Source organism: Streptomyces sp. NPDC026394, assembly GCF_055567735.1.
This window is the reverse complement of the sequence record NZ_JBVHPX010000043.1, coordinates 1-24,090: the sequence shown is the minus strand read 5'-3', so window position 1 is coordinate 24,090 and position 24,090 is coordinate 1. Positions and strand designations below refer to the sequence as shown.

At 68.1% G+C, this 24,090-nt stretch carries 19 protein-coding genes and 4 pseudogenes; 18 read left to right on the top strand and 5 right to left on the bottom strand.

From position 1 onward, the window contains the following. Together ACZ4QV_RS41225 and ACZ4QV_RS41220 are read left to right on the top strand one after the other, a co-directional pair. Positions 1-793, top strand: a 793-nt coding sequence (locus ACZ4QV_RS41225) for a ribosome-inactivating family protein (protein WP_467764421.1), incomplete at its 5' end; no start/stop codon positions are given. Positions 794-1,115: 322 nt separating this feature from the next. Next, entirely contained in the window at positions 1,116-2,321 is a 1,206-nt protein-coding gene (locus ACZ4QV_RS41220) for a replication-relaxation family protein (RefSeq protein ID WP_467764424.1), read from the top strand. 486 nt (positions 2,322-2,807) lie between these two features. Here the strand turns inward: ACZ4QV_RS41220 and ACZ4QV_RS41215 are convergent, their stop codons facing one another. Next, positions 2,808-2,930 (bottom strand): hypothetical protein, encoded by a 123-nt coding sequence (locus tag ACZ4QV_RS41215; RefSeq protein WP_467764420.1) that lies wholly within the window; start codon positions 2,928-2,930, stop codon positions 2,808-2,810. A 418-nt stretch (positions 2,931-3,348) separates the two neighbouring features. Between ACZ4QV_RS41215 and ACZ4QV_RS41210 the strand changes: the two genes are divergently transcribed. The 11 genes from ACZ4QV_RS41210 to ACZ4QV_RS41160 all read left to right on the top strand — a co-directional run bounded on the left by ACZ4QV_RS41210 (position 3,349) and on the right by ACZ4QV_RS41160 (position 13,396). Continuing rightward, complete coding sequence (locus ACZ4QV_RS41210; protein WP_467764419.1) at positions 3,349-3,891, top strand: lamin tail domain-containing protein; 543 nt, start codon at positions 3,349-3,351, stop codon at positions 3,889-3,891. Positions 3,892-4,214: 323 nt separating this feature from the next. Next, positions 4,215-4,400, top strand: a complete 186-nt coding sequence (locus tag ACZ4QV_RS41205) for a hypothetical protein (protein WP_467764418.1) — start codon at positions 4,215-4,217, stop codon at positions 4,398-4,400. 230 nt (positions 4,401-4,630) lie between these two features. Further along, positions 4,631-5,650 (top strand): tyrosine-type recombinase/integrase, encoded by a 1,020-nt coding sequence (locus tag ACZ4QV_RS41200; RefSeq protein WP_467764423.1) that lies wholly within the window; start codon positions 4,631-4,633, stop codon positions 5,648-5,650. A gap of 3 nt (positions 5,651-5,653) precedes the next feature. Then, a complete protein-coding gene (locus ACZ4QV_RS41195) occupies positions 5,654-5,980 on the top strand; it encodes a helix-turn-helix domain-containing protein (protein WP_467764417.1) in 327 nt (108 codons plus the stop codon). 1,166 nt (positions 5,981-7,146) lie between these two features. Continuing rightward, positions 7,147-8,283, top strand: a complete 1,137-nt coding sequence (locus tag ACZ4QV_RS41190) for a hypothetical protein (RefSeq protein WP_467764416.1) — start codon at positions 7,147-7,149, stop codon at positions 8,281-8,283. 75 nt (positions 8,284-8,358) lie between these two features. Then, positions 8,359-8,709, top strand: a complete 351-nt coding sequence (locus ACZ4QV_RS41185) for a DUF6233 domain-containing protein (protein ID WP_467764415.1) — start codon at positions 8,359-8,361, stop codon at positions 8,707-8,709. Positions 8,710-9,349: 640 nt separating this feature from the next. Next, complete coding sequence (locus ACZ4QV_RS41180) at positions 9,350-10,321, top strand: hypothetical protein (RefSeq protein WP_003982254.1); 972 nt, start codon at positions 9,350-9,352, stop codon at positions 10,319-10,321. Positions 10,322-10,391: 70 nt separating this feature from the next. Further along, positions 10,392-10,556, top strand: a complete 165-nt coding sequence (locus ACZ4QV_RS41175) for a hypothetical protein (protein ID WP_158717194.1) — start codon at positions 10,392-10,394, stop codon at positions 10,554-10,556. 298 nt (positions 10,557-10,854) lie between these two features. After that, the gene (locus tag ACZ4QV_RS41170) at positions 10,855-11,226 is read left to right on the top strand and encodes a hypothetical protein (protein WP_003982252.1); all 372 of its coding nucleotides are present in this window, start codon (positions 10,855-10,857) and stop codon (positions 11,224-11,226) included. A 67-nt stretch (positions 11,227-11,293) separates the two neighbouring features. Continuing rightward, entirely contained in the window at positions 11,294-12,853 is a 1,560-nt protein-coding gene (locus ACZ4QV_RS41165; protein ID WP_003982251.1) for a site-specific integrase, read from the top strand. Positions 12,854-12,988: 135 nt separating this feature from the next. After that, positions 12,989-13,396, top strand: coding sequence for a hypothetical protein (locus ACZ4QV_RS41160; RefSeq protein ID WP_129820853.1), 408 nt, complete (start codon positions 12,989-12,991; stop codon positions 13,394-13,396). 92 nt (positions 13,397-13,488) lie between these two features. Here the strand turns inward: ACZ4QV_RS41160 and ACZ4QV_RS41155 are convergent. After that, positions 13,489-13,950 (bottom strand): annotated as a pseudogene (locus tag ACZ4QV_RS41155) (DUF6192 family protein). A 621-nt stretch (positions 13,951-14,571) separates the two neighbouring features. On the opposite strand from ACZ4QV_RS41155, the gene ACZ4QV_RS41150 reads away from it, so the two are divergent. Together ACZ4QV_RS41150 and ACZ4QV_RS41145 are read left to right on the top strand one after the other, a co-directional pair. Further along, complete coding sequence (locus tag ACZ4QV_RS41150) at positions 14,572-16,116, top strand: ALF repeat-containing protein (protein WP_467764422.1); 1,545 nt, start codon at positions 14,572-14,574, stop codon at positions 16,114-16,116. An 86-nt stretch (positions 16,117-16,202) separates the two neighbouring features. Further along, entirely contained in the window at positions 16,203-16,592 is a 390-nt protein-coding gene (locus ACZ4QV_RS41145) for a hypothetical protein (protein ID WP_467764414.1), read from the top strand. 98 nt (positions 16,593-16,690) lie between these two features. Here the strand turns inward: ACZ4QV_RS41145 and ACZ4QV_RS41140 are convergent. Next, positions 16,691-16,864, bottom strand: a pseudogene (locus ACZ4QV_RS41140) (IS110 family transposase); the annotation flags it as partial. A gap of 268 nt (positions 16,865-17,132) precedes the next feature. Next, positions 17,133-18,632, bottom strand: a complete 1,500-nt coding sequence (locus ACZ4QV_RS41135) for a M28 family peptidase (protein WP_467764413.1) — start codon at positions 18,630-18,632, stop codon at positions 17,133-17,135. Between the two features lie 391 nt (positions 18,633-19,023). Between ACZ4QV_RS41135 and ACZ4QV_RS41130 the strand changes: the two are divergent. The 3 genes and pseudogenes from ACZ4QV_RS41130 to ACZ4QV_RS41120 form a co-directional block, all read left to right on the top strand. Continuing rightward, positions 19,024-19,902: pseudogene (locus tag ACZ4QV_RS41130) on the top strand (IS481 family transposase); the annotation flags it as partial. Positions 19,903-20,176: 274 nt separating this feature from the next. Beyond that, positions 20,177-20,947, top strand: coding sequence for an aminoglycoside adenylyltransferase family protein (locus tag ACZ4QV_RS41125; protein WP_467764412.1), 771 nt, complete (start codon positions 20,177-20,179; stop codon positions 20,945-20,947). 614 nt (positions 20,948-21,561) lie between these two features. Beyond that, positions 21,562-23,223, top strand: coding sequence for a M4 family metallopeptidase (locus ACZ4QV_RS41120; protein WP_467764411.1), 1,662 nt, complete (start codon positions 21,562-21,564; stop codon positions 23,221-23,223). 663 nt (positions 23,224-23,886) lie between these two features. Here ACZ4QV_RS41120 and ACZ4QV_RS41115 read toward each other — a convergent pair. After that, positions 23,887-24,090 (bottom strand): annotated as a pseudogene (locus tag ACZ4QV_RS41115) (chitinase); the annotation flags it as partial.

Here is a 24,090-nt window from a genome sequence, read left to right as displayed (position 1 = left end):
ACCCGCCCACAACCTGACATCAGCAAGGCCCCCACCCATAACCAGACCAACGACCCAACTAGCCACCAGTCACGGCAAGCACCGTTGCAGTACTAATTTCCTTGATACGACAAGGCGGGCAAGCGACCCCTCCCTACGCGTCATCCGAATCCTGCTCTGGAATCCCCTCGGCCGGGCCCACGTTGCGCTGTATTTCAACGTCGACAACCTCTACCTGATGGGCTTCAGCTCCCACGGTCAACACTTCCGCTTCGACGACGCCTCTTTCAGTCACCTGTCGCAGAGCCTCGCTCGCCGCTTCGGCGGGAATCCTCCCTTGGTCAGGGTGATGCGTTCCACCGGGCGCTACGCCACGATGCACGCTCCGGCCGAGTGGCGGGGGAACCAGGCCTACACGACGCACAATTTCCTGTTCCACCTGTCGACCCTGGAAACCGCCAACGAGCACAACATGAACGCCCAAGATGTGGGTCGGGCACTCGCCTTCTTCATCGGCGCCACCGCCGAGGCCGCCCGCTACGGCTGGATCGAGGAACGCATCGCCCACGTCATCGCGCGAGGCTATGACCCGACCGACCCCAACCACCCGGCGCACCTCGGCGCTTTCGGCACCGAACTCCAGAACGCCTGGGACCCCCTGTCCGTGCTGGCCCACCAGACCCTCCAAGGACGCCCCAACGTCACTCCGGTGCGCATCGACGGACGCGTATACCACGACTACCGGCAATTCGTGAACGGCAGCGCCGGCCCCCGCATCGCCCCCTTCATCGGCATTTTCGGTAAGGGCATCTGACCTGGCAGCGCCACAGCGGCTGGAACCCGACCCACCACGGGCCGGGCCCCGGCCGCCTGCACGCCGCCACAGCCGACGGGACCCACCAGCCCAAAGGACAACACCGCCCACACAACCCATCTCGAAACCTCCGAATCAAAGGTTCCGAGATGGGTTCTGAGATGCGCCGCGCGCATCTGTCGAGCGCGCCGTGCCTCGAAGGCGCGCATGCCGCGCATGGGCTGTCCGGCGCGCCGGATGCGCTTTCCTGGTGCGCGCACCAGGCGCGCCGGGAGTCGCCGGATGCGCGCGTCTGCCGGGGCGCGCCGCGGCCGGGCGTGAGATGCGCGGCGCGGCCGCCGGCTCCGCCTCGGGAGAGCCGGAGACCGGCAGCGGATCTGCGCAGAGCGCGGTGGCCGGTCACACGAGTGCACTGGGCCGGGCCCCTGTCTGGGTGAACCGCGGGACTCTGTCCGGAGCCCTGCACGATCGCTGGAGATCACCCGCGATGATGTACAACGACGGCGCCCGGACGGCGGAGCCGGCTGACGCGCGCCCCCTTGCCGAGAACGCACAGGCCAGTGCCGCGAACGCAGCAGCGGACGCGCAGAAAACCGCAGGCCACACACCTTGCCCGGCCGCATTCCGGCAGGCCGACACCTCTCTCCTTGTCCCTGAAACGTCAGCGGCCGGGACCAGGTCTACTCCTGCTTCGTCTACTCCTACTGCTTCCCGGGTACGTGCGGATGCTCTGCGGATGCTGGGATGTGTGCGGATGGCCACGGTCCGGCAGATAGCTCAGGCGATCACGGCGGAGGGTTCGGATGGCCGGTCGTACGTACGCAGAGCGATGCAGCAGCTGAAGACCCAGGGCCTGGCGGAGACGAACGGCAAGCACGGCCGGCACCCGATCTGGAACCTGACCCCGGCGGGGCTGAAGGCTCTGGCGCAAGGCAACGAACTGCCGCCGCGCCCGAGGGCCGGTACCGGGGCCAGGGGCATCAGGGCCGGGTTCGGGCCGCACGGCATCGCGGTGACCGAGACGATCCTCGCCTACGGCGGCCGTCACCATCTGACCAGCTGGCAGGTGGAGGTCAACCATGTCATCAAAACCATCGGCCTGAGCTTCAGCACCGACGCCGTCCTCACCCTGCCCACCGCCACCAGCGAAGTGAGCCTGTTCGAGGTCGACAACGGCACCATGACCCGCGCCCGCCTGGCCCAGGAGGTCTGGGACTACGAGCGCTACGCCGGCCACCGCGTCTGGGAAGGCGCCCGCAACACCATCGGCCGCTCGTACGACTTCTGGGCCCGCCACCGCTACACCCGCAGCCGCCTGTTCCCGCCCCTGTACGTCGTCCTGACCGGCCTGCCCGAACACCTTCTCCAAAGCCGCCTTCAGGCCCTGGCCCGCGATGTCGACGGCATCACCGTCGCGGTGCTGGCCACCACGCTGCCGCGCCTGAAGCGCGGCGAGCCGTGGTACGAGCTCGCCGTGGACGACTACCACCGCCGGCGCACCCTCTACCCGCAGGTGTTCAGCCGCTGACCGCCGCCCGAAGTCGAAGCACTGGACCCGGCCGAACTCCGGCGCCTGGTCCTGGCCGCCGTCGCATCCCACATCGACCGCGCGGTCCTGGCCCGGCAGATCGCGCACAAAGCCGAACAGCGGGGGCCCTGCGGCGCTTCACCCGAAGCTGGCCAGCCGGCTTGTGTGCCTCCGGCACGCGAGCGGAGGGTGCTGCGGCCGACGGGCCCACCGCGGCCTCGCTGGCGGCGCAGGATCCCGCTGCGGTGGAGCGGTACTGGACGGCGGAGCTGATGCGGGATGCCGAGCCCTTGCCGATGCCGGACTACGACGAGGACGGTGAAGAGCGCGACCCGGAGGCGTAGGCGGGCCGGGCTGGTGTCGTCACCGGCATCCGGCCGCCGCGAGCTCATGGTCCGGGGCGCCGGGCCGTACGCCGGGCCCAACCATGGCCGCACGGCCCGGCGCCTGTCGCGCACCTGCTTCAACGGGCCGTGAAGGCGCGGGTTACCGCTCGTCGTCCGGTTCCTCCTGGAGGGTGTCGTCGAGCTGGTCTTCGCCGTTCGGCCAGGTTCCGAAGGGCCCGTGCTCGCCGGGGCGGCTGGCGCCCAGCACGACGGCGCCCTTCATCCGGTGAATGTGACCAGGAAGCACAGCAACTCCTCTTCTTGGCGATGCTCCAGCGGGGCACCACACTCTCGCCGACGATCCGGAAGCACCCTGGGTACCCCGAAAACGGCCCGAACAGCGCACCCCTGTAAACATGTTCCGCAGGCAGCGCAGCAGCTATGGCTGCGCTTTCGCGTGTTCCCGTGTTTGCGGTGCCAGCGGCGAACGGGGCGGGCGTCTCCTCGAGCGTGACAGCGGAGCATCCCCGCGCGACCAGGAGCCGTGCTGCTGTGCTGGTCAGCGGGGCGGCGGGCACGGGGGTGGGGGAGTGGCGCGTGCGGGGTGCCGGGTGCGGGGGCGTGCGCGCCGGTCGCGGATCTGGTGTGCAAATGTCCGTGTTCTGTAATGACCAGTCACATTTTCAACGAGGTGGCGGGCGGTGGCCTCACTGTGGGTCTCGCCCGGCGACGGTCCGGGCATCACCGGCCTCCGTCTCGGGGGCTGTTCGCAGGAGGTCTCCGTGATCCGCTTCGCACCACGTCTCGCCACCGCCGTCCTCGGCTCGGCGGCGCTGGCCGCCACCATGGCGCTGCCCGCGTCGGCCGCCGCTCAGCACGCCCCGGCCAAGCACCGCTCGCCCATCGTGATCGGTGCCGTGCAGGCCGACAGCCCTGGGCGCGACACCCGCGCCAACCGGAGCCTGAACGGGGAGTGGATCACCGTGCAGAACACCGGCCACCGCCCGGTTAACCTCAAGGGCTGGACCCTGACCAGCGAGCGCAGCCACCAGACCTACCGCTTCAACCACCTGCGCCTGGGCGGCCACAAGACGGTACGGGTGCACACCGGCCGCGGCCACGACAACCTTCAGCACGTCTTCCAGAACCGCCGCGACCACATGTGGGACAACAAGCGCGATGTCGCCACCCTGCGCGACCAGCACCGCCACACCATCGACACCGAACGCTGGGGACGCCGCTGACCCGCCGGTGACACGTCAGCGGGACACCGCTGACGAACGGCCAGTGCGCCACCACCCGACGGGGTGGTGGCGCATCCCCACGGCACGGCCAGGCCGGGCCCGGTCACGCCCAGCCGGTGTCCGGCGCGCACGGCCGCCTCACCCCAACCTGGCTCCGTGGGGAGCAGCGCCAGACGCTGGCAGGGTGGCACCTCGCGGCTGACGGCTTCCGACGGCCAGGATGTCCTGTGAAGCGCAAGGGGGCCGGCTCTGGCGGCCGGGCCGGTACCGGCCCGGGCAGGCAGGCCGTGCGGCGGTTTTACGGGCGTCCTAGGGTCAGGCGTGTGGAGGAGTACGACGAGGCGGCGGCGCACTGGGGTGACGGTCCCTTGGTGGAGGTGGCGTTGCCGGACGGGCAGACGGTCCTGGCGGTGGTCACCCGGCGTCGCCGTGACCGGTCCGGCACCTGGTGGTACGACTACGAGCTCACGCTGCCCGGCCGGGTGGAGAACGGGATGAATTGCATCTGATGCAACATTGCCCGACCGGGGCGCACGAGGATAACTCCTGTTCGTTGGTGCAGGCGCCGTAGCAAGGTGTCGGTTCACCCCAAGGGCTGATCTGCGACGCCGACAGCGGATGCAACGATGTTGCATCCGCTACAACCGTTGCCGTGGTTACTCAGGCGCCGGGCTCGGCGCGTCTTGTGCTCGCGCGAAACGTCGTGCACCTCGACCCTGCATCGGCGGTTTTCGAAACGATGAAGGAGGGCTGGGCCCGGCAGCAAGCGGCTCGGTTCCTCAAGGGCGCGACGATCAACCCGCGGATGCGCCTGGTCGAGCGGTTCGCTGAGTTCACCGGTCAGTACCCCTGGCAGTGGTCCCCGGCGGAAGGAGAAGCCTTCATCGCTCACCTGCGGGGTGGTGCCAAGCCGATCCAGATGTCGACTGCTCGCACCTACGAGGTGACGATCGGCCTGTTTGTGGAATACCTGCGAGACGCTCGCTACGAGTGGATCACGACCTGTCTGGAGCGGTTCGGTGAGGTGCCCCAGGAGGTCTTCCACGAAGGCAACTCGGTTCTGCACACCGTGGAGTACGAGGCGGATCCTCGACGTCGGCCGCTGACCTACGACGAGGTCCAAGCGCTGTTCGATGCCGCCGACGCCCGCCCGGCCAAGATCCGTGGCCTTGGCCGCAAGGGGGCTCTGGCCGCCTTGCGGGACGCGGCGGTCCTCAAGAGCATCTACGCCTTCGGCACCCGCCGCACGGAGTCCTCCCGGCTGGACCTGGTCGATCTGCGGCGGGCCCGCAAGCTGCCGCAATTCGGCTCCTGCGGCAGCCTGATGGTCCGGTTCGGCAAGTCGTCCAAAGGGGCGCCGCCCAAGCGCCGGACGGTCCTGACCGTTCCGGAGATGGACTGGGTGGTCGAAGTGCTCCAGGAATGGCTGACCGAGCTTCGTCCTCACTTTTCTCCTGGTCGGCACCCTGCCTTGTGGGTTACCGAGCGGGTGGGGAGGTTGTCTCCGCGCTCGATCAATGAGGCGTTCGTCGTAGCCCGAGAGGCGGCCGGGCTCGATGAGGACCTGGACCTGCACTGCCTTCGGCACAGCTACATCACGCACCTGACCGAGTTCGGCTACCCGGCCCGGTTCGTGCAGGAACAGGTCGGCCACTCGCACGCCGCGACCACCGCGATCTATATGGGCGTTTCGAACGAGTACCGGAACCGGATGCTGGAGGCGTCGTTGAAGAGCCGTCTGGGCGAGGACTGGGAGTAGGCCGTGATCAAGAAGATGGGCTACCAGTGGCGGCTGCGGCAGCTGATGGCCGAGCGGAGCCTGTTTCAGACCTCGGACCTGGTGCCGCTGCTCGCCGAGCGCGGCATCACGCTGTCCCGGGAGCAGGTCTACCGCCTGGTGACCCACCCGCCGCAGCGCATGAGCATGGACACCCTCGTCGCGCTGTGCGACATCCTCGACTGCACCCCGAACGACCTCATCAAGCCGGAGGTCGTGAACACCCCCGTGCGGAAGACCGCGGCAGGCGGTGAAGGGCCCGCACCGGTTGACCAGCGCCGTACCGTGATCCGCCGGCCCGGTCCATCATGAGCCCCACCTCACCCAGCCGCCGCCGAGCGCAGCAGGAGCTCGAACAGACCCGTGCAGGGCTGATCGCGCATCTTCAGGACGCCGTCGGCCCGACGCTGACGGCGAAGGCGGCACAAGCTGTGCTGGAGCAGGCCAAGGCGTGGAAACCCGGGGGCGTGCGCGCGCTCGCCGGGCACCTCGATGAGCACCCCGAGGCTTTGACGGCCCCGTCCCCGCATGCGCCGGTGCCGCTGGTGCGCCTGTTGCACCTGCTCGACGCCGCAGGTCACGGCCTGGCCGTGACGAAGCTGGCCTGCGTCAGCTGCGGCCGCACCGACCCGCTGCCCACCTGCCTCTTGCCGCGGGGCCGGTGCTGCGGATGGTGTCTGGCCCGCACGCGGTTTCGCCGCTGCGGCCGCTGCGGCCGGGAAGACCAGGCTGTCGCACGCCGCGAGGACGGGCCCATCTGCCGGCGCTGCTACCGCAATGACCCGCAGACGCAGCAGCCATGCGGTCGGTGTGGGCGGACCCTCTTTACGCACCATCGGCTGGAGGACGGCACGGCCCTGTGTTCCGGCTGCCGGGCCTATGCTCCGGAGGAGTGCAGCGGCTGCGGACGGATGCGGCGCGTGTTCACCCGGACCGCCGACGGGCCACTGTGCGGTACCTGCTGTGCAAGGCCCGCCAGGACCTGCGGAAAGTGCGGACGGGTCCGTCCGATCAGCACACGCGCGACCGGCGATAAGCCTGACATCTGTCTGGGGTGCTACCGCGGCCCGAAGGCGGAGTGCAGCAGGTGCGGCCGCATCCTGCACGGATTCCGCATGGTCACGGGGGACGGCGCGTTCTCCTGCCACTCCTGTCGGCCCAGGCCGACGGCAACCTGCGGAATCTGTAGCCAGGTCAGGACCACAACCGCTCTCTGGCCGCTGGGGCCGGTTTGCTCGGGGTGCTACCAACGACGACGCAGGAGGCCGGCGCCCTGCTCCTCGTGCGGGGCTTCCCGCATCATCGTCGGGCGGACATCAGCAGGCCAGGGCCTGTGTGCATCCTGCTGCGGCCGCAACGACCCGCATACGCGCTGCCGCGGCTGCGACAGCCCCGACGACCTCTTCGCAGACGGCCTGTGTCCCCGCTGCACCCTCAAGGAACGCATCGACGACTATCTGAGCAGCGAGTGCGGCTCGATGCCCACTCAACTTGCGCCCCTGGCCGAAGCACTGACCAGCACCCCCAACCCCTACACCGTGCTCACCTGGCTCAGCACCAGCCACTCCGCCAGCCTCCTCGCACAGCTGGCAGCACGCCAGGTCACCCTCACTCACGAAGCACTCGATGCCCTGCCCCAGGCCAGGGCCACGCGCTACGTCCGCGCGGTCCTGGTCACCACCGGAGTCCTGCCCTCGCGCCAGGAACGTCTGGCACAGCTCAAACTCTGGCTGACCCAAGCGCTCGGTGAGGCCCCGCCCCACCACCGACAGGTCGTTCGCCCGTTCGCCGAATGGGAGGTGCTCCGACACGCACGCCGCAGCGCCGCCCACGAGCGATATTCCGGTGCCGCGGCTCGACGCGACCGCAAACAGGTCCGGGCCGCGCTGGCATTCCTCACCTGGCTCGATGACCACGACCTCGACCTGCCGTCCGTGACCCAAGAGCACCTCGACCTCTGGTTCACCACCCACCCCACCAAGCACGACACCCTGGATGCGTTCATCCGCTGGGCCACAGCACGGCACCTGACCCGCCGCCTCACCCTCCCGCCCCGGCCGCGCCGCATCGCCTCACATTTCCTGGGAGAGGCCGAGTACGAGCAGCAGCTTCGGCGCTGCCTCAACGACGAAACCCTGCAACGCGAACTGCGCATCGCCGGCGCCCTGATCTGCCTGTACGCACTGCCGGCCAGCCGCATCGCCGAACTCATCACCACCGGTTTCCACCGGGATGAACAGGGCCGGGCCTACCTCACGTTCGGACGCCACCCCGTGCTGCTGCCGCCCAAGCTCGCACTACTCATCGAAGAGCAGATCATCCACCGCAGCACCACCAACAGTCTCAACCGTGAACTCAGAGCGTCGGACCGCTACCTGCTGCCCGGGACGGTCCCGGGCCAGCCCTGCGACATCGACACACTCATGAAGCAACTCCGAGAGCAGGGCCTGCCTGTCCGTGCCGCACGCAACACCGCCATGATCGAAGCAGTGACCAGCCTTCCCCCGATCGTCGTTGCTGACTCGCTCGGGATCCACCCCGCAACCGTCGACAGATGGGTCACCCACGCCAACGACAGCTGGGCCGCCTACCTTGCAGCCCGCCCGAACGCGTAGCGAGTCCCCCGGTCGGTGGGCCGATCGCGTGCCCTTTGGGCTTGCCGGGCTGGGGAATTGCGCAAGAAACGAATAATGCCTCTTCACCAGTACACTCCGCGCGGCCCGATCCAGCAGCCGCACGTCGTGGCGTTCAGCGCTCCGTACGGCATCGTGCAGCCCATCGAGGGCCAGGACTACACCGTTCTCGATCCGCCGCCGCCCCAGAACCGCACCCGCTGGCGCGTCGACGTGACGCGGGACGGGCGGCGCCTGGTGCACCGCATGGACTGCGCCGCCGGGTCCGAAGGCGGCAGCCTGGCCACCGACGCGGACGCCCTCCGTCTCCTGGCGCAGGGCCCGGAGGTGGTCACCACGTGCGCGATCTGCCGGCCGGAGGCGGTGCTGCGTACGCTGCCTCCGCCTCCGGCGGACGACACGTTCTGATGCCTCGGTGCCATCCCGGGCCCGGCGCGGGTTCGGCGAAGCGCTGGCCCGGCACGGTCGGCTCGGCACCCGCCGAGGGAGGCGAGCGGTCCCCGTACGGCTTCGAGCTGGGCATCACCTACCCGCAAATTGAACACGCGCTTCAAATGAAGCGATCGTTAGATTTTTAGCGTAGGGCACGGACCGGGGGGCGTGTCAATGCACTCCAGCGCAGGGGGAGAGGACCACTTCACAACCGCGTTGTCACGTCGTGAACACGTCCTGGTGCCGCATGACACGATGCGATGCCAGATCTGTGGCGTTCCGGGACGGCGCGCGGGTCCGTACTGTCAGGTGGCACGCCCTGCGGGACCTGAGCCCTTGGGCCAGGTGAGCTCGTAGACGCCGGATGCCCGTTGGACGCGCTTGTGCGGAGGCCGGCGCAGGAGGTGCCTCCGGCTGGCAGGCCGGAGTCGAATGGGCTCTGCTCTACATTGAAAACATCGCCGGCGGTCTGACCGAGGGCAGGGCATAGCGGCGGGCGGCGGTGTCGCCTATGGCCGGGCACCCGCCGTGCCCGGAGCCGCGGCTGCGCGGAAACCCCTGGTCACCCGATGACCGCCGATGGCTGCGGGGCGGGGGGCGGGGTGGTTCGGCCGAGATGGCGAAGGCCGGACTCGGGACGCTGCTGTCCTGGCAGACTACCGAGGTCGGCCACAAGCTCTCCAACAACTTCGTGCAGTACGCGGACTTGACGCTGCGCGCCCCCGCGGCCGGGGTGCCGGTGATGCTGCTGAAGGTGGACCGGCTGAACGAGAGCGTCGATGACCTGGTGCACAAACTGCAGCGCTACACGGCCTGGTTCGAGCTGCTCGCCCCCCAGGCAGATCCGGCCGAGGCGCGCCGCGCCCGTCACCGGGGAGCGGAGGTCCACGAGTTCCGGCTGTGGCGCCACGTCTACCCCTCCACCCGGCGCGAGGGGTATCCGCCGCTGGCGTTCGTCTTCGCCGACGCCTCCGAGACGACGATGACCAACACGATCGCCCGCCTGGAGCGGGAAGGGCGACGGTTCTGGGAAGGCCGGCCGTACGGCCCCAGCGAGGGATTCACCGCCGTCGACTACCACCAGAGCATCCCGATGGTGGTGACCACCTTGCCGCTGCTGCGGCAGCACGGAGCGCACGCTGGGGTGTGGCGGCGCCTGGGCCGCGCGGCCTGGGAGACGCTGACCGAGGCGCTCGACAACCCCGACGGCGACCGGCTCCATGCCGAGCAGCTGCGGCGTGCCGAGGAGCGGCGGGCGGCGCAGCGCGAGGCCGAGCGGCCGGTGTGCGTACGTTGTGGGGCGAAGTTCACCGACGAACGCTGGGCGCAGACCTCGCCCTACAGCCGGCAGACCGGAGTCGGAAACCCGGCACTGTGCGGGCCCTGCCACCAGCAGGACCTCGACCGCGCGAAGGCAGAACAGGAGGCCGCGCAGGCGGCGGCGAAGGCGGCGCAGGACGCCGCAGACGCGGCCGACGGCGCCGGTAACACCATCGCCCGGACGCCGGCCGCGAAACCGGCTCGGCCGCTCACCACAACAACCGCTGAGGCAAGGAGCGTCCTCGGTCTCAGCCGCCAAGCCGGGTGAGACCGAGGACGACCGGACTTCCCCGAGGGGTCGACCACGGAGGGGGTATCCGGTGGTACCGGTCGTGGTGGTGGCAGGACGCGCGGCCCGCGTCCACGTCATCTTCGACGCACGACCCCACACCGCCGCCCTCGCAGGGATGTCCGCGACCCACGAACTGTTCGCCACGGTCATCCTGGCGCGGTTCACGGCCGACACCTGGCGGCGCCTGCTCGGCCCCACGCCGGGCAGGTAGGAGTCCTCGATGCCGGTCAGCAGGATCGACATGCCGGTGAACTCGGGCGTGGCCGGTCGCAGTACAGAGCGCGGCAGGTGTCCGGGCCGTCGTAGCCGTCGCGGATCAGGGTGGGTACGCTGACGGCGGCCGTCGTGTCGAGGCTGTCGACGACTGCAGAAGAAAAGGTGAGGACGCGCTGCGCGAGGTTCTCTTTGGGTCCGGTTCGTTTCGAGTGACTGGCTGACCTGGGTGTTTGCCTGAGCGGGCTGGTCGGGGGTGCTGGTTGCTTCTACCTTCTCGGTGAGGGGGTGGGGCGATGGTGTCCTTGCTCGAGGAGCTGGAGCGTCGCGAGGCGGCGATCCGTGAGCGCGTCGGCGAACTACGGCAACAGGTGGCCGAGCTGAGCGATCAGTTAGCGGCGTTCGAGGAGATGCTCGCCCAGGTGGAGGTCGCCCGGATGGTGGTGCGGGAGATCCTCGACGACGCGGCCGCTGACGAGGTGGTACCGCGCAAGGACGCCGGCCCGGCGCAGGCGGAAGCGGGTTCGCCGATCGGGGTGGTGACGGTGCCGCCGTGGGAGCCGGGCATGGGGATCTCGGTGCTCTCGGAGGGATACCGGGAAGTCGTGGGGGTACTGCAGGCCGCGGGTGTCAACGGCCATGTAGTTCTCCCCAGAGGCGGCCAGTAGTTCTCCCCACTGACGGCCGGTGGAAGTTCCCCAGTGGCGGCCAGATATCTCCCCGCCCTGGGGTGGTGTGGGTCAGCTGAAGGGCTTCACTCCCTTGCCGTACATCGAGAAGCACCATCCCGGCATCTCCAGCCTCCACCTGGCACCTGAGATCGCCGAGGCCTGGAAACAGCGGGTGAAGGTGATCAACCGACCGGGCAAGGACCCCGTCCCCCGCGAACAGTGGGCGAGTGTGCTGACCACCGTCCGGGCGTTCTACCTCGACATCGCCGAGTGGGCCCTGGAAGATCCGAGCTGGGCTGCATGGGCAGTCCCCAGCCCGGTCCGCCGCTCCGACACAGGCGGCTTCACCAAGGTCAAGAAGAAGGCCCGGGCCAAGATGCACCAGCGGGTCCGTGAACGGCTGCCCCGCCTGCCTGAACTTGTCGACACCACCGAACAACACCACGCCCACCACAAGCGCCTGCTGGCAGCAGCCGAAGTCACCCCGATCGGCGAGACTTTCGCCATGGACGGCCGCGACTATCGACGCATCGACCGGAAGGACGACCAGCTCAGAAAGCGATTCCACTACCGGCCCACCATCGTGCTCGCGCAGGACATCGCCACTGGCGAGCAGCTCGACCTCACCCGCAGCGAGGATGAGGCGTTCTGGGCCTGGGCCGTGATCGAGACGCTCCGTCACACCGGAGTCCGTCTCGAAGAACTGCTGGAACTGACCTATTTGGCGCTGGTGTCCTACGAGCTTCCTGAGACCGGCGAGATCGTGCCACTGCTGCAGATCGTCCCGTCCAAGAGCAACGAGGAACGACTCCTCCTGGTCAGCCCCGAGCTGGCCAGCGTCCTTGCCACCGTCATCAGCCGGCTCCGCGGCGACAACGACGGCGTCGTGCCCTTCGTCGCGCGCTATGACCCCCACGAACTCGTCACAGGGCCGGTACTTCCACACCTGTTCCAGCGCCGCGTCGGCTGGAGACGCGATGTCATCACCACCAACATGGTCTACCAGTTACTCAACGACACCCTGGCCCGGGAATCACTGACCGACCAGGCCGGCCAGCCGTTGCGTTATACGCCCCACGACTTTCGGAGGATCTTCGCGACCGAAGCCGTTGCCGGTGGACTTCCCGTCCACATCGCCGCCCGTTTGCTCGGTCACGCCTCAGTGGTCACCACCGAGGCATATGTGGCGGTGTTCCAAGAGGACCTGATCCGCTCTTACCGGGCCTTCCTCGACAAGCGTCGCTCTGTCCGGCCCGTCGAGGAGTACCGCGAACCCACCGATGATGAGTGGCGCGAGTTCCAGGAGCATTTCCACACTCGCAAGCTCGAATTGGGCGATTGCGCCCGACCCTACGGATCCCCTTGCCAGCATGAGCACTCCTGCCTCAGGTGTCCCATGCTGAGGGTCTCGCCCCGCCAGCGAGGGCGACTTGTCGAGATCATTCGCAACCTCAGCGACCGCATCGACGAGGCCCGCATGAACGGATGGCTCGGTGAAGTCCAGGGCCTCCAAGTCAGCCTGAGCAAGGCCAAGGAGAAGCTCGTCGGCCTCGACCGCAGCATCAACCGAACCCGCTCAACCGGCGGTTCCGTCCACCTCGGCATGCCGACCATCACCAAGTAGCAGGACACACAGCTCAGGAAACGAGAAGCTCAAGATCGTAGTTCGAAAACCAGAATCCCCCGCGGTCTGTTCCGCTGCCTCGTTTTGCTGCGACGCTTGCTCCCCGCGTCACGTCGGCAGTCGAGGTAGTGTGAGATGCATCCTGATCTTGGATCATTATGGACCGCGGCCGGAGTGGTGTCCGGCTTCCAGGTCACCGGATTCGCTCTACGGATCAATAGAGAGATCGATGTTAGTGGCAAGGGCGACATCACGTGGTTGCCTCCCGCAGACATCCTCAACTTGCTCTCGATCGTCATAACGATGCTCGGGGTGTTCATTGCGCCCGTTCTTGACATCGGCAGTTCGACTCTCCCAGTGAAGGCATTTGGTCTCGCTGTCCTCTTGCTTGCGGGATATCCATTCGCACTCGCAGGCCACTACGACATGTTCAACTCACGAACGCATCGCTCATGGACGTATTTCCCGGGGCAGGAGCGGATCGCCCTATCCGTCGTAGGCGTCTCGGCAGTCGCCTATATCACTCTTGCGGCATTCCGCTAGGAAAATCGGACAGCGAATGACGATCTGCCGTTTCACTCGATATTCGGGTAACCCGCACAACTCACCTGATTGACGCGACTGCCCTTCAGGACTCACGCTGCCAATCCGTAGTCCGGATAATTGTCGGTCATCGCCTTGAACGCCACGTCCGGGCGGCGCAGCAGATCAGTGGCCACCTGTGCGGCGACCTGCTCGTCGGCCACAAGGTCGTGCACCGCCTCGACCTTCTCCTGCACCGTCTCGGGCCCCGGGCCGTGATATCCGACCCGCTGCCGGGCGGTCTCCGGCGTTCACCGGCGGGTGCCGGTCCGCTCGTCCAGCGGCGGCGTGCGGATCGCCTGGAACCGTTCCTCCTCGTCCCGGATCGCGGCCAGGAGCTGATGGGTGAAGAAGGTGGCGTCGGGATTCCGGTGCTGCTCGGGCCAGCGGCTGGCCACCCACCGGTAGTCCTTGAGGGTGTTGTAGGGCACCGAGGTGTCCTCCGACAGCCGCTGCAGCCAGGCCGAGACCCCGAACAGGTCGTCCGCCGGCGATCGCCCGCCGTGCGGCCGCATGGGGACGACCTCCAGGGCGCCGTCCCCGATGATGAACTGGTTCTTCGACATGTTCGCGACGGCCTCGCGCAAACGGGCCACGACCCGTGCGTACTGTTCCTCGCTGAGGTGCGCTTGCTCCGTCTCAGGCATGGTGATCACCACCGCCCAGCGGCCGGGACGCGACGCACCGAAGACGCCGACACCAAGCCCCGGCCCGCTTCTTCCCAGCAGCGTCGACCGGCCCCCTCCGAGCCGCAAGCACTGGCCACAGTTCATGCGCAACCACTGTGACCAGGGACTACCTGCCGTTCGCTGTCGCGTCACAGTGACGGTTGCGCGAACCCTTCCCGCCGCTGCCGCCAGGCCCTGGTACGGCACCTCGGAGAGCAGAACACCGCCGACAGACGGCGGTCCACCCCGGCCACCCACGTCGTCCCGCACTGCGGGCACGTCCGCTGACACCCACGATCCCGTACCGCGGCCGCACGCTTGCGCAGACTCCGCTCCGTACGCCACTGCCTGGCCCGACACGCCGCCGAGCAGTACACCGCCTGGGGCCGGGCCCCCGGCCTCAGCCGGCGCCCGCACACCCGACAGCGCCGCCCACCGCCCCCGGACACATCCCGACCCTAGACCGACCTGGAGATCCATTACTCGACATCAGGCACAGGTTCGAGCAACTCGCACGGTACGTGGAGCAGGGAGGCGGCCCGGTTCGCCCTTGCGGGAACCGACACCGACGTGCACGCCTGGATCGACACCGACCGGGCCGTCGCGCAGGGGCAGGACGACCGCGAGACCGTTCTCTACCTGGCCCAGATCTCCAGCCCGACCATCGCCGAAGCGGCGCGTAAGGCGCTGGAGAGCGACGCCTCGGACGCCCCCACCACGTTCCTGGAATCCGGTGCCATCCAGGCGGCCGCGGACGACAACCGCGTCCAGATCTCCCGGATCCTCACCACCGAACCCGGCACCGCCGTACGGCGCGCGGTCACCGCCGCCCTCGACGACGGCTCGCCCAAGGCACTGCACACCTTCTTCAACTCCGGCTACCAGGAGGCGCTCAAGGAGGACGACGCGGTGGCGACCGCGTCCATCCTGGCCAAGGCGGGCCCGTACACCAAGGCCCACGCGGAGGCCGCGATGGAGGGGCCGGCGTGGATACGCCGTAACTTCGTCGCCTCGGTGCAGTACAAGACCGCCCAGCTCGACCACGACTCCGCCACCCACATCGCCGCCATCCGAGGCGCGATCGCCGCGGCCGCGAAGGTCGCCCACAAGGCGCAGGAGGTCGCGGCGCGCGCTCAGGAGGCGGCGGCCAAGGCCCGTGACGCGGCGCAGGACGCGCTGGAGTGGGCGGACAAGGCCACGAAGTCGTCTGACCGCGCGGCGTCGTACGCGAAGGAGGCGAAGGACAACGCGGACGCCGCCGACAAGTCGGCCGCCGCCGCGCAGGCCTCGGCGAACGAGGCGAAGAAGGCGGCCGCCACCGCCCGGTCGGCGGCGCGGTCGGCGAATTTCTCCGCCAACCGCGCGCTGAACGCGGCGCGCCGCGCGACGGCCTCGGCCAACAGCGCGCAGGCAGCGGCCGCCAGCGCCCGCGCTTCCGCCATCCAGGCGGGCAAGGACGCCAGGACGGCGGCGGTCGCCGCGAGCCAGGCCCGCACGATCGCCGCGGCCAAGCGCCAGGCCGAGATCGCCGCGGCGGCCAGAGCCGCGGCCGAGGCCGCGAAGAAGGCCCGGGAGAGCGGCAAGAATCCGATCGACACGCCCGAAAACGACCAGGTCAAGGGCGATGACACCCCCTGGTGGCGGGACGCCGGATGGTGGGCGAACGCCACCAACTGGGCCAGTATCGGCACCGGTTTCCTCTCGGCCGGGCTAGGCATCGTCGGCCTGATCTTCCCGCCCGCCGCGCCCATTCTCGAACCCATCGCGGGCGGCCTCGCCATCGCCTCCGTGGCACTCGGCGGGATCAGCGCGCTGTTCACGGGCACCGAACACGGCTTCACCAGCAGCGAGTTCTGGGCCTCCGCCGGCAGTGCGGCCCTGGGCCTGATCACCTTCGGCCAGTCCAAGTGGATCGGCGCCGCCGGCGGCAGTAAGGTCGTGACGAAGATTACGCAGTTCGGACACGACCTCGTATCGCCGGTCACCGGCCTGCTGGGATCGCTGGGATTCTGACCCGATCCACGCACGGCAGGCCGCGGGGGCCGGCGAATCGTACGGGTCGCCGGCCCCCGCGCCTCGCGCGCCGAAAGGACCACCCCATGCTCGTATCCCTGCCCCTGGCCTACCTGTTACTCATGGCGGCCGCGGCAACGTTCGTCTTCAGTTTCGCCATGGCCAAGTGGACCCCCGGGCGCAAAGCGAAAATCGTCTTCCCAGCCGTCTCCGCCGCCTGCTGCCTGGGCATGGTGCTGGTTGGGCAACTCCAGTACCAGCACTGGTCGTCACGGCACATGCTGGTGCTGTACTCCTTCGCCTGGTTCGGCATCACGGTCGGCCTCTTCCCGTCACGGAAACTCATGCACCAGTACGCTGAGGAGATCGGCCGGGGTGTGAAGCGGGAGAAGTACGATGTTCCGGCGCGGTACACCGTGTTTGCGGTTATTTCTGTCATCGTGATGTCATTTATGGCTTATGCGCTGTCGCAGTGACCGTTTGGGGAGGCACACCGGGCCGCGGCCACGGGAAACCTCCTTGGGCATCGACAGCAGAACCGTCACCGCGCACGCCAGCGACGGCGAGAAGCAGGCGCCCAAGGAAGTCCGGTGCCGTCCGCGCAGGCGAGGACCTCCCGGATGAGCTCCAGCAGCTCTGGCTCGTCATTGCCGACGCGGCGCGACAGCAGCTGTTCACCCCGGGCGTCGAGTGCCACGCAGTGGTGATGCTCCTTGCCGATGTCGACCCCGGCCCAGATCCTGAACATGGCCGCCTCCGCCAGCTGGTTGTTCTGCGGTCCCGCGGACGGCCTCACCGGCGTTGTCCTACACAGCGATCAAGTCGCTTATCCTAATGAACGGTTGTGACCGTCACGGACTCCGAGCGGCCAAGTTTTTTCAGCCATCAGACGGCGACAAGGTGACTGCCATACCCGGAGTCCTCGGGCTTCACCGATCTTACGAATGACCGGCGTGAGCCCGCGCTAGAACCGTAGGACAAGCTCAGGATCCATTTTGTAACGGCCAGACCGGGGGTCAGCTCCTGAGCGAGTTGAGGTCCTGCGCGTAGGTGCCGACCGCGTGCGCAATGACGTCGATATTCACGTCGAACGCCTTACGGTCGATGTTCGTGAGATCGTCGCCCTTGGCATGGTAGTTCGGGTCGTAGGGCTGTCCGGCCTCGCCGCCCGCCTTCGCCGCCTGCTCCACGGTCTTCAGGCCCTCGGCACCGGTGTAGGTACCGCCGGCTGGGATACCGGCATCGATGAACGGGCCGTAGTCGGAGCGGCCGTCGAAGTCTGTGCCCCAGTGCGGCACCTTCTTCTTGTCCAGGTAGTCGTTGATCAGCTTTTCGATCTGCGCTGACCCTGCCGGGCCCGCGCCCGCGCCCGTCTCGTCGGAGTCGTCGCCGTCGTAGACGAGTTCGGCCGCGTTGGGCGAGGCGATCATGTCGAAGTTCAGGTAGAGCTTGATGGCCTTCTTCTGCTGGGCGCTCAGGGACTTCACATAGTGCTTTGAGCCGAGCAGGTCCAGCTCCTCGGCCGACCACCAGCCGAAGCGAACCTTGTGGGCGAGCTTTCTGCCGCCGTCAGTCTCCTTGGCTAGCTTCTCGGCGACCTCGAGGAGACCAGCCGATCCGGAGCCGTTGTCATTGATGCCCGGGCCCTCGGGGACGGAGTCTAGGTGCGCGCCGAGCGCCACCACGCGGTCGGCGCGGCCACCGCGGGTCTCCGCGACGACGTTGTGGGTCTTGTGCGGCACCGTCTTGGTGGCGACGTCCAGAGAGAGCTTCACCTCGCCCCCGGCGACCTGCTGCGCCAGCTTCTCGCCCTCGGCTTTGGTGATGCCTACGGCAGGGATGTGTGCCTTCTGCGGGGTCTCAAGGTTGCCCTTGACGGGCGCGGCGCCGGAGTGGTTGTAGAGTACGAGGCCGACGGCACCTGCTTTGGCCGCGGCGGCCTCCTTCTCGGCGACGGTGCAGGTGCCGCGCTTCACCAGTGCGATTTTGCCGGTGAAGGTGTCTGAGGTGTAGTCGTCGGCCTCGCAGCCCGGGCTTTCGTCGACGCGGGCTGCGGCGAGAGGCGCCCGCAGGCCGCCCGCGGGCGTGGATTTGCTGTAGTCAAACGCCAGCGCGTTCAACTTGCGCGGATCGGGGCCCAGGACGCTCGCGCTCTCCCGCAACGTCTGCGACTCGTAAAAGGTGAAGTCCTGGTACGCGACCTTGTAACCGGCCTTCTTCAACCGGTCGTACACGTACGTGGTGGATGCCTGGTGGCCCGGCGTGCCCGCGGCGCGGTTGCCGCCGTGGGCGTTAGCTATCTGCTGGAACTTCTCCAGGTGGCGGTGGGCGCTCTTGCCGGTGGACTCCTTCACCAGCTTCTTGGCCAGCCGCTGGGCCTTGTCGGCCTGTGCGGTCCGGGGCCCGTCGTGCCCGGCGGCGTTCTGTGCAGCCGCAGGGGACGCTGTGGCGAACACCACGGGGACGACAACGGCGGAGAGCAGAGCGGCCGCTCCCCGGTTGCGGGATGCGCGCATAGAGGTCCTTCTTTGCGTGGTCGATGAGTGACGCCGGTGATCGCCGGCGAGCGGTTCAGGGATGATAAGCCGATAAATGCGCAGATTAGGCGGCTCTGCTGAGGCCGCAACCATGTTTTTACGTAGATGTCATGAGACGAATTACGCACCCGGGCAAGGCGCTGTCCCACGGGAGCATCGCGCAGAGGCCATATGTTTGACGTAGGGCGAGGCAGAGGCTAGTCCGCGGTGCGTGGTCGGCCGGGGCGGCGCAATCAGTGAGGTTGGAAACACGTAGTCAACCCGAAGAACCTGTGCGGCTCGCATCACGTCCGGCCCCGAGGTGACCGAGAGCCAGTCGTGTCAGGCCAGTTCGTCTGCGAGCAGATCCATCAGCAGACTGTCCTGCCAGGCGCCCGTAGCAGCCGAGATGGGCATCTCGCGAGCCACGGCCCACAAGTGGGTCCACCGCTGGCGGGTCGAGGGCGAAGCCGGTCTGCACGACCGCTCCAGCCGCCCGCGCACGACACCGCACCGCACCCCGGCCCGGACCGAGGAACAGGTCTGCCGGCTGCGGACCGAGCGCAAGCTGGGCCCCGCCCGCATCGGCCCGGTCCTGGGCCTGCCCGCCTCGACCGTGCACCGGATCCTGACCCGCCACCGGCTCAACCGTCTCGCCTGGCTCGACCGGCCCACCGGCCAGGTCATCCGCCGCTACGAACGGGCACAGCCCCGGCGAGCTGGTCCGTGTGGATGTGAAAAAGCTCGGCCGGATCCCCGACGGCGGCGGACACCGCACCCTGGGCCGTCAGGCCGGCCGGGCAACCCGCAGCGCCATGGGCTTCGACTACGTCCACTCCGCCGTCGACGACCACTCCCGCCTCGCCTACAGCGAGATCCACCCGGATGAAAAGGTCGCGACCTGCGCGGGCTTCCTCACCCGCGCAGCCGCGTTCTTCCACCACCACGGCATCTTGCGCATCGAGCGAGTGCTGACCGACAACGCCTGGGCCTACCGCAAGGGCCTGGCCTGGAAGACCGCCCTTGCCACCCTTGGTGCCACCGGCAAACTCACCCGCGCCTACCGGCCCCAGACCAACGGCAAAGTCGAACGCTGCAACCGCACCCTCCTGGACGAATGGGCCTACCTGCGTCCCTACACCAGCAACGACGAGCGCACCACGGCCCTGGCGGACTTCCTGCACACCTACAACCACCACCGCTGCCACACCGCACTCCAAGGCCAACCACCCATCAGCCGTGCAACAACGCTGCGGGGCAATACATTTAAAGCGTGTTGCAGAAATGCTGAACGATCTTTCGGGACCATCACGCAGCGACTCCCAGACCGGTAGATTCGGGAGCGCAATCGGACAGTCGGTCAAGCCGTAGACGGCCGGATCTGAGCGTGATCGCCGTTCTGCAACACCCTTTAGGGCCTGTTGCGAAAGTGCTGGGCCAGCCACCCACTGACGGTTGCGACCAGCACGCTCGCGTGATGGCGCACTGTGAGCCGCCCCCATAATGCCGTGCAGTCGAACCGGACGACGGGAGACACTGGCGCGGTGAATCAGCTTCAGGAGATCGTGGAATTGACCGGTGGTGTGCTGCGCGAGAATCTCATGGGCGCCTACCTTCACGGATCTTCCGTGCTCGGAGGTCTGAAACCAGCCAGCGACGTGGACGTACTGCTCGTTTCCCGGATGTCGATGGACGAGCGGGAACGACGGGCGCTTCTTGATGGCCTGCTCGCTATTTCCGGCTCCCGGAACATGGCCCGCCCGGTCGAGCTCACCGTGGTCGTCCAGTCCGAGGTGCGGCCGTGGCGATACCCTCCGGCCTGCGACTTCCTGTACGGCGAGTGGCTGCGCGCTGAGTACGAGGCCGGGAAGGTTCCCCGGCCGGAGCCGTTGCCCGATCTGGCCCTGTTGATCACAATGACGCTGACCGGCGACTCTCCCCTCGCTGGCCCGCGGCCGGCACAGGTCCTCGACCCCGTTCCGCACTCCGACCTGGTCCGGGCAAGCGTGGCGGGCGTTCCCGACTTGCTTGACGACCTGGATGGCGACACCCGCAACGTCCTGCTGACCTTCGCACGTATCTGGACCACGCTCGCCACCGGCCAGATCAGGCCGAAGGACGTTGCCGCCGACTGGGCCCTCGCCCGGCTCCCTCCTGAGCACCTCCCCGTGCTAGAGCACGCCAGGCAGCTCTATCTCAACTGCCACTACTCCCAGGAAAGCTGGAGCGAGACGTTGCGGACACAGGTCCGTCCGCATGTGGACCGCGTGCTCGCCGAAATCGACCGATTGAGCACCCGGAGTCAGCGGACATAAGAACCACTCCCGAGGCCCTGAACACCGAGAGTGTTTCCTGTGCTGGTCACAGCCACTCGCTGATGGCAGCGACGAGGACGGTCGCCTCGTAGCGGACGGCGAGCTTGCCGTTCGCGTGGTGATAGCACGGTGTCTCTTGAGGCGGTCGATCCCGCACTCCACCGCAGGGCGCTCGCGGTGGTCGATCGGATCAAAGCGCGGCCGGCCGCCGCAAGAGCCCGGCTTTCGTGACCGCGGACGATGTCGCGGGGCTGAACGAGCATGTGGACACGGAAACTTCCGGAGCTGAGCGAATCCTGACCTCGCACCTGACCGCCGGCTGCAGCGGCATGCCGCCGAAGGGGTCGAGTGGTCCAGGGGCCCCGTACGCACCGCAAGACGCCCTTCCGGCATGTTGCAGGCTTCTGCGCTCCCCGTGTCGGCGCGTATCGGGACCTTGTCATTTCCGTGAAGCATTAAGCCTCAAAGACGACATTTGGGGTCAAAATGTCGATTTGTCATATGACATGTGCGTGCTGGGCTGAGAGTGTCCCTCCCCATCAACAGTCTCTCCCCTCCCTGGGCGGACGGGCGGCGAGATCGCCCGACTCCCTATGACTCTCCGGAGAATTCGCATGTCTTCCCCCTTCCCCACCGGCGACAGGGCCCGTCGTCTCGCTCTCACATCCGGCGTCTTCGTCCTCACCGGTGCCCTGCTCGCCGCCAGTGCCGCCACCGCAGCGGCGGGCCCCGCTGCGCAACATCCTGGCGGCACATCCGTCGCAGCCACCGCCCAGGCGCTCGGGCTCAGCGCACAGGAGGAATTGGTCGTCAAGGATGTCATCAAGGATGCCGACGGCACGGTCCACACGCGCTATGAGCGCACCTACGCCGGACTTCCGGTCGTCGGCGGCGACCTCGTCGTCCACCGCGCCGGCGACGGCACCATCAAAGACGTCACCAAGGCCGTCAGGACCCCCATCAAAATCGCCTCGCTCGACCCGAAGCTGACCCCGACTGCCGCCACGTCCGCTGCGATCAAGACGGCCAAGGCTGCGAAGACCGCGGGAGCGGCCACCAGCGACGCCCCCCGCAAGGTCATCTGGGCCGCCGGCGGCAAGCCTGTCCTCGCCTATGAGAGCGTCGTCACCGGCACCCAGCAGGACGGGGGCACGCCGAGCAAACTGCGTGTCATCACCGACGCCGAAACCGGCAGGAAGCTGTACGAGAACCAGCTGATCAACGACATAGCCGAGGGCGTCACCACCAACGGCGGCTCCCAGGCGGCCGCACCGGACGGCTCACAGGTCGCCGCCGTCGGCTCCGGCGCCAGCCAGTACAGCGGCACCGTCGGCCTGAACACCACCAAGTCGCCCACGGGTTACTCCCTCATTGACAGCGTGCGCGGTGGTTCCAGAGTCGTCGACCTCAAGCACCGTACGAAGGGCAAGGGCACCGTCTTCACCGACGCGGACAACAAGTGGGGCACCGGCAGCCCCACCGACAACCAGACCGCCGCCGTGGACGCCGCCTACGGCGCCGCCCAGACCTGGGACTTCTACAAGAACGTCCTGCACCGCAACGGCATCAGGAACGACGGCCGGGCCCCCGTCTCCCGCGTCCACTACGGCGACGCCTATCAAAACGCTGCCTGGGACGACGACGCCTTCACCATGAGCTACGGCGACGGTGCGAACAACCAGCACCCGTGGACCCAGCTCGACGTGGTCGGGCACGAGTTCAGCCACGGCGTCACCTCCGCCACCGCGGGCCTGCAGTACTCCGGCGAATCCGGCGGCCTGAACGAGGCCACCTCGGACATCTTCGGCACCGCGGTGGAGTGGTACGCGAACAACCCACAGGACAAGGGCGACTACCTGCTCGGCGAGAAGGTCTTCGGCGACGGTAAGCCCATGCGCTACCAGGACAAGCCGAGCAGGGACGGCCGCGGTTCGGTCGACTACTGGAGGCCCGGCATCGGTGATCTCGACGTCCACCACTCATCCGGTGTCGGCAACCACTTCTTCTACCTGCTGTCCGAGGGAAGCGGCGCGAAGGACATCAACGGTGTGCACTACGACAGCCCGACCGCGGACGGCTCCACGGTCACGGGCATCGGCCGCGACAAAGCAGTGCAGATCTGGTACAGGGCGCTGACCACCTACTTCACCTCCACCACCGACTACCACGACGCCCGCCAGGGCACCTTGAAGGCGGCCGCCGACCTCTACGGCGCGAACAGTGCCGAAGTCAAAGCCGTGGACGCTGCCTGGGCCGCTGTGAACGTCAAGGCCTGACCCGTGAACGCCGCGGTGCCGAACCGGTGCGGCACCGCGGCGACACCCGGGCTGCTCCCAGCCCCTTGAGCTACGGTCCGACCCCGCAGAATGCGAACAGACGGCTACGCCCCTGTCTCTCGTCGAGGGGGCGAGATGCCGGCCAGCGCTCCCGTCGGCCCTCGCGGGCCGGCCGACGAGAGACGCACCACGGACCGAGAAGCGGGGTTGGCGGCGCGGCCGGCCCGCCGGCCCGTACGTTCCGTCGCCTTCACATCACCCGCGGCGCAGGACTACGGTCTTGAGCGCCGCCAGGAGGCTCGGACCACGGAGGCCCGCAGCAAGCCAGGGCTACGACGGCGCTCCCGCCGCTCCGGCGCCCGGGAGCGATAGCGCAAGCACCGCCGCGGTGATCAGATCACTCATGCGGAACACATCATTGCGGCGCTTCTCCGCTCTCCGCGCAGCCCGCTCACCCTCTGCCTTCGCCCGAGCCGCAGCTCGTTCGCGTTCGGACTCGGCGCTGGCGCTCTCTTGCTCGGCGCGACACCGCTGATTGCCCAACTGCGCTGATCACGCGAGGCCGCGCCCCAGCATCGCTGTCAGGGCGCGGCCCGAGTGGTGCCACACCCCTATGGCGGTGAGGGCCAGAGGGGCGCCGCGTGCCGAGGCGTGTGGGCGCCCTTAGGGCGTGTATGCGGCGTCACTGCCGTACAGCTCCCGGGTGAACGCGGAGACATCGGCGCTGCGGTCGGTGCCGTCGAGGTTGTAGGTGAGGTATACGCCGTATCCGTCGCGGACGGTGCGGCGGGCGAGGCTGGCGGCTGTGCGCTGCGAGGTGCGGCCGATTTGGACGGCCGCCGGGGAAAGCTTCGTCTTGGGCAGTGC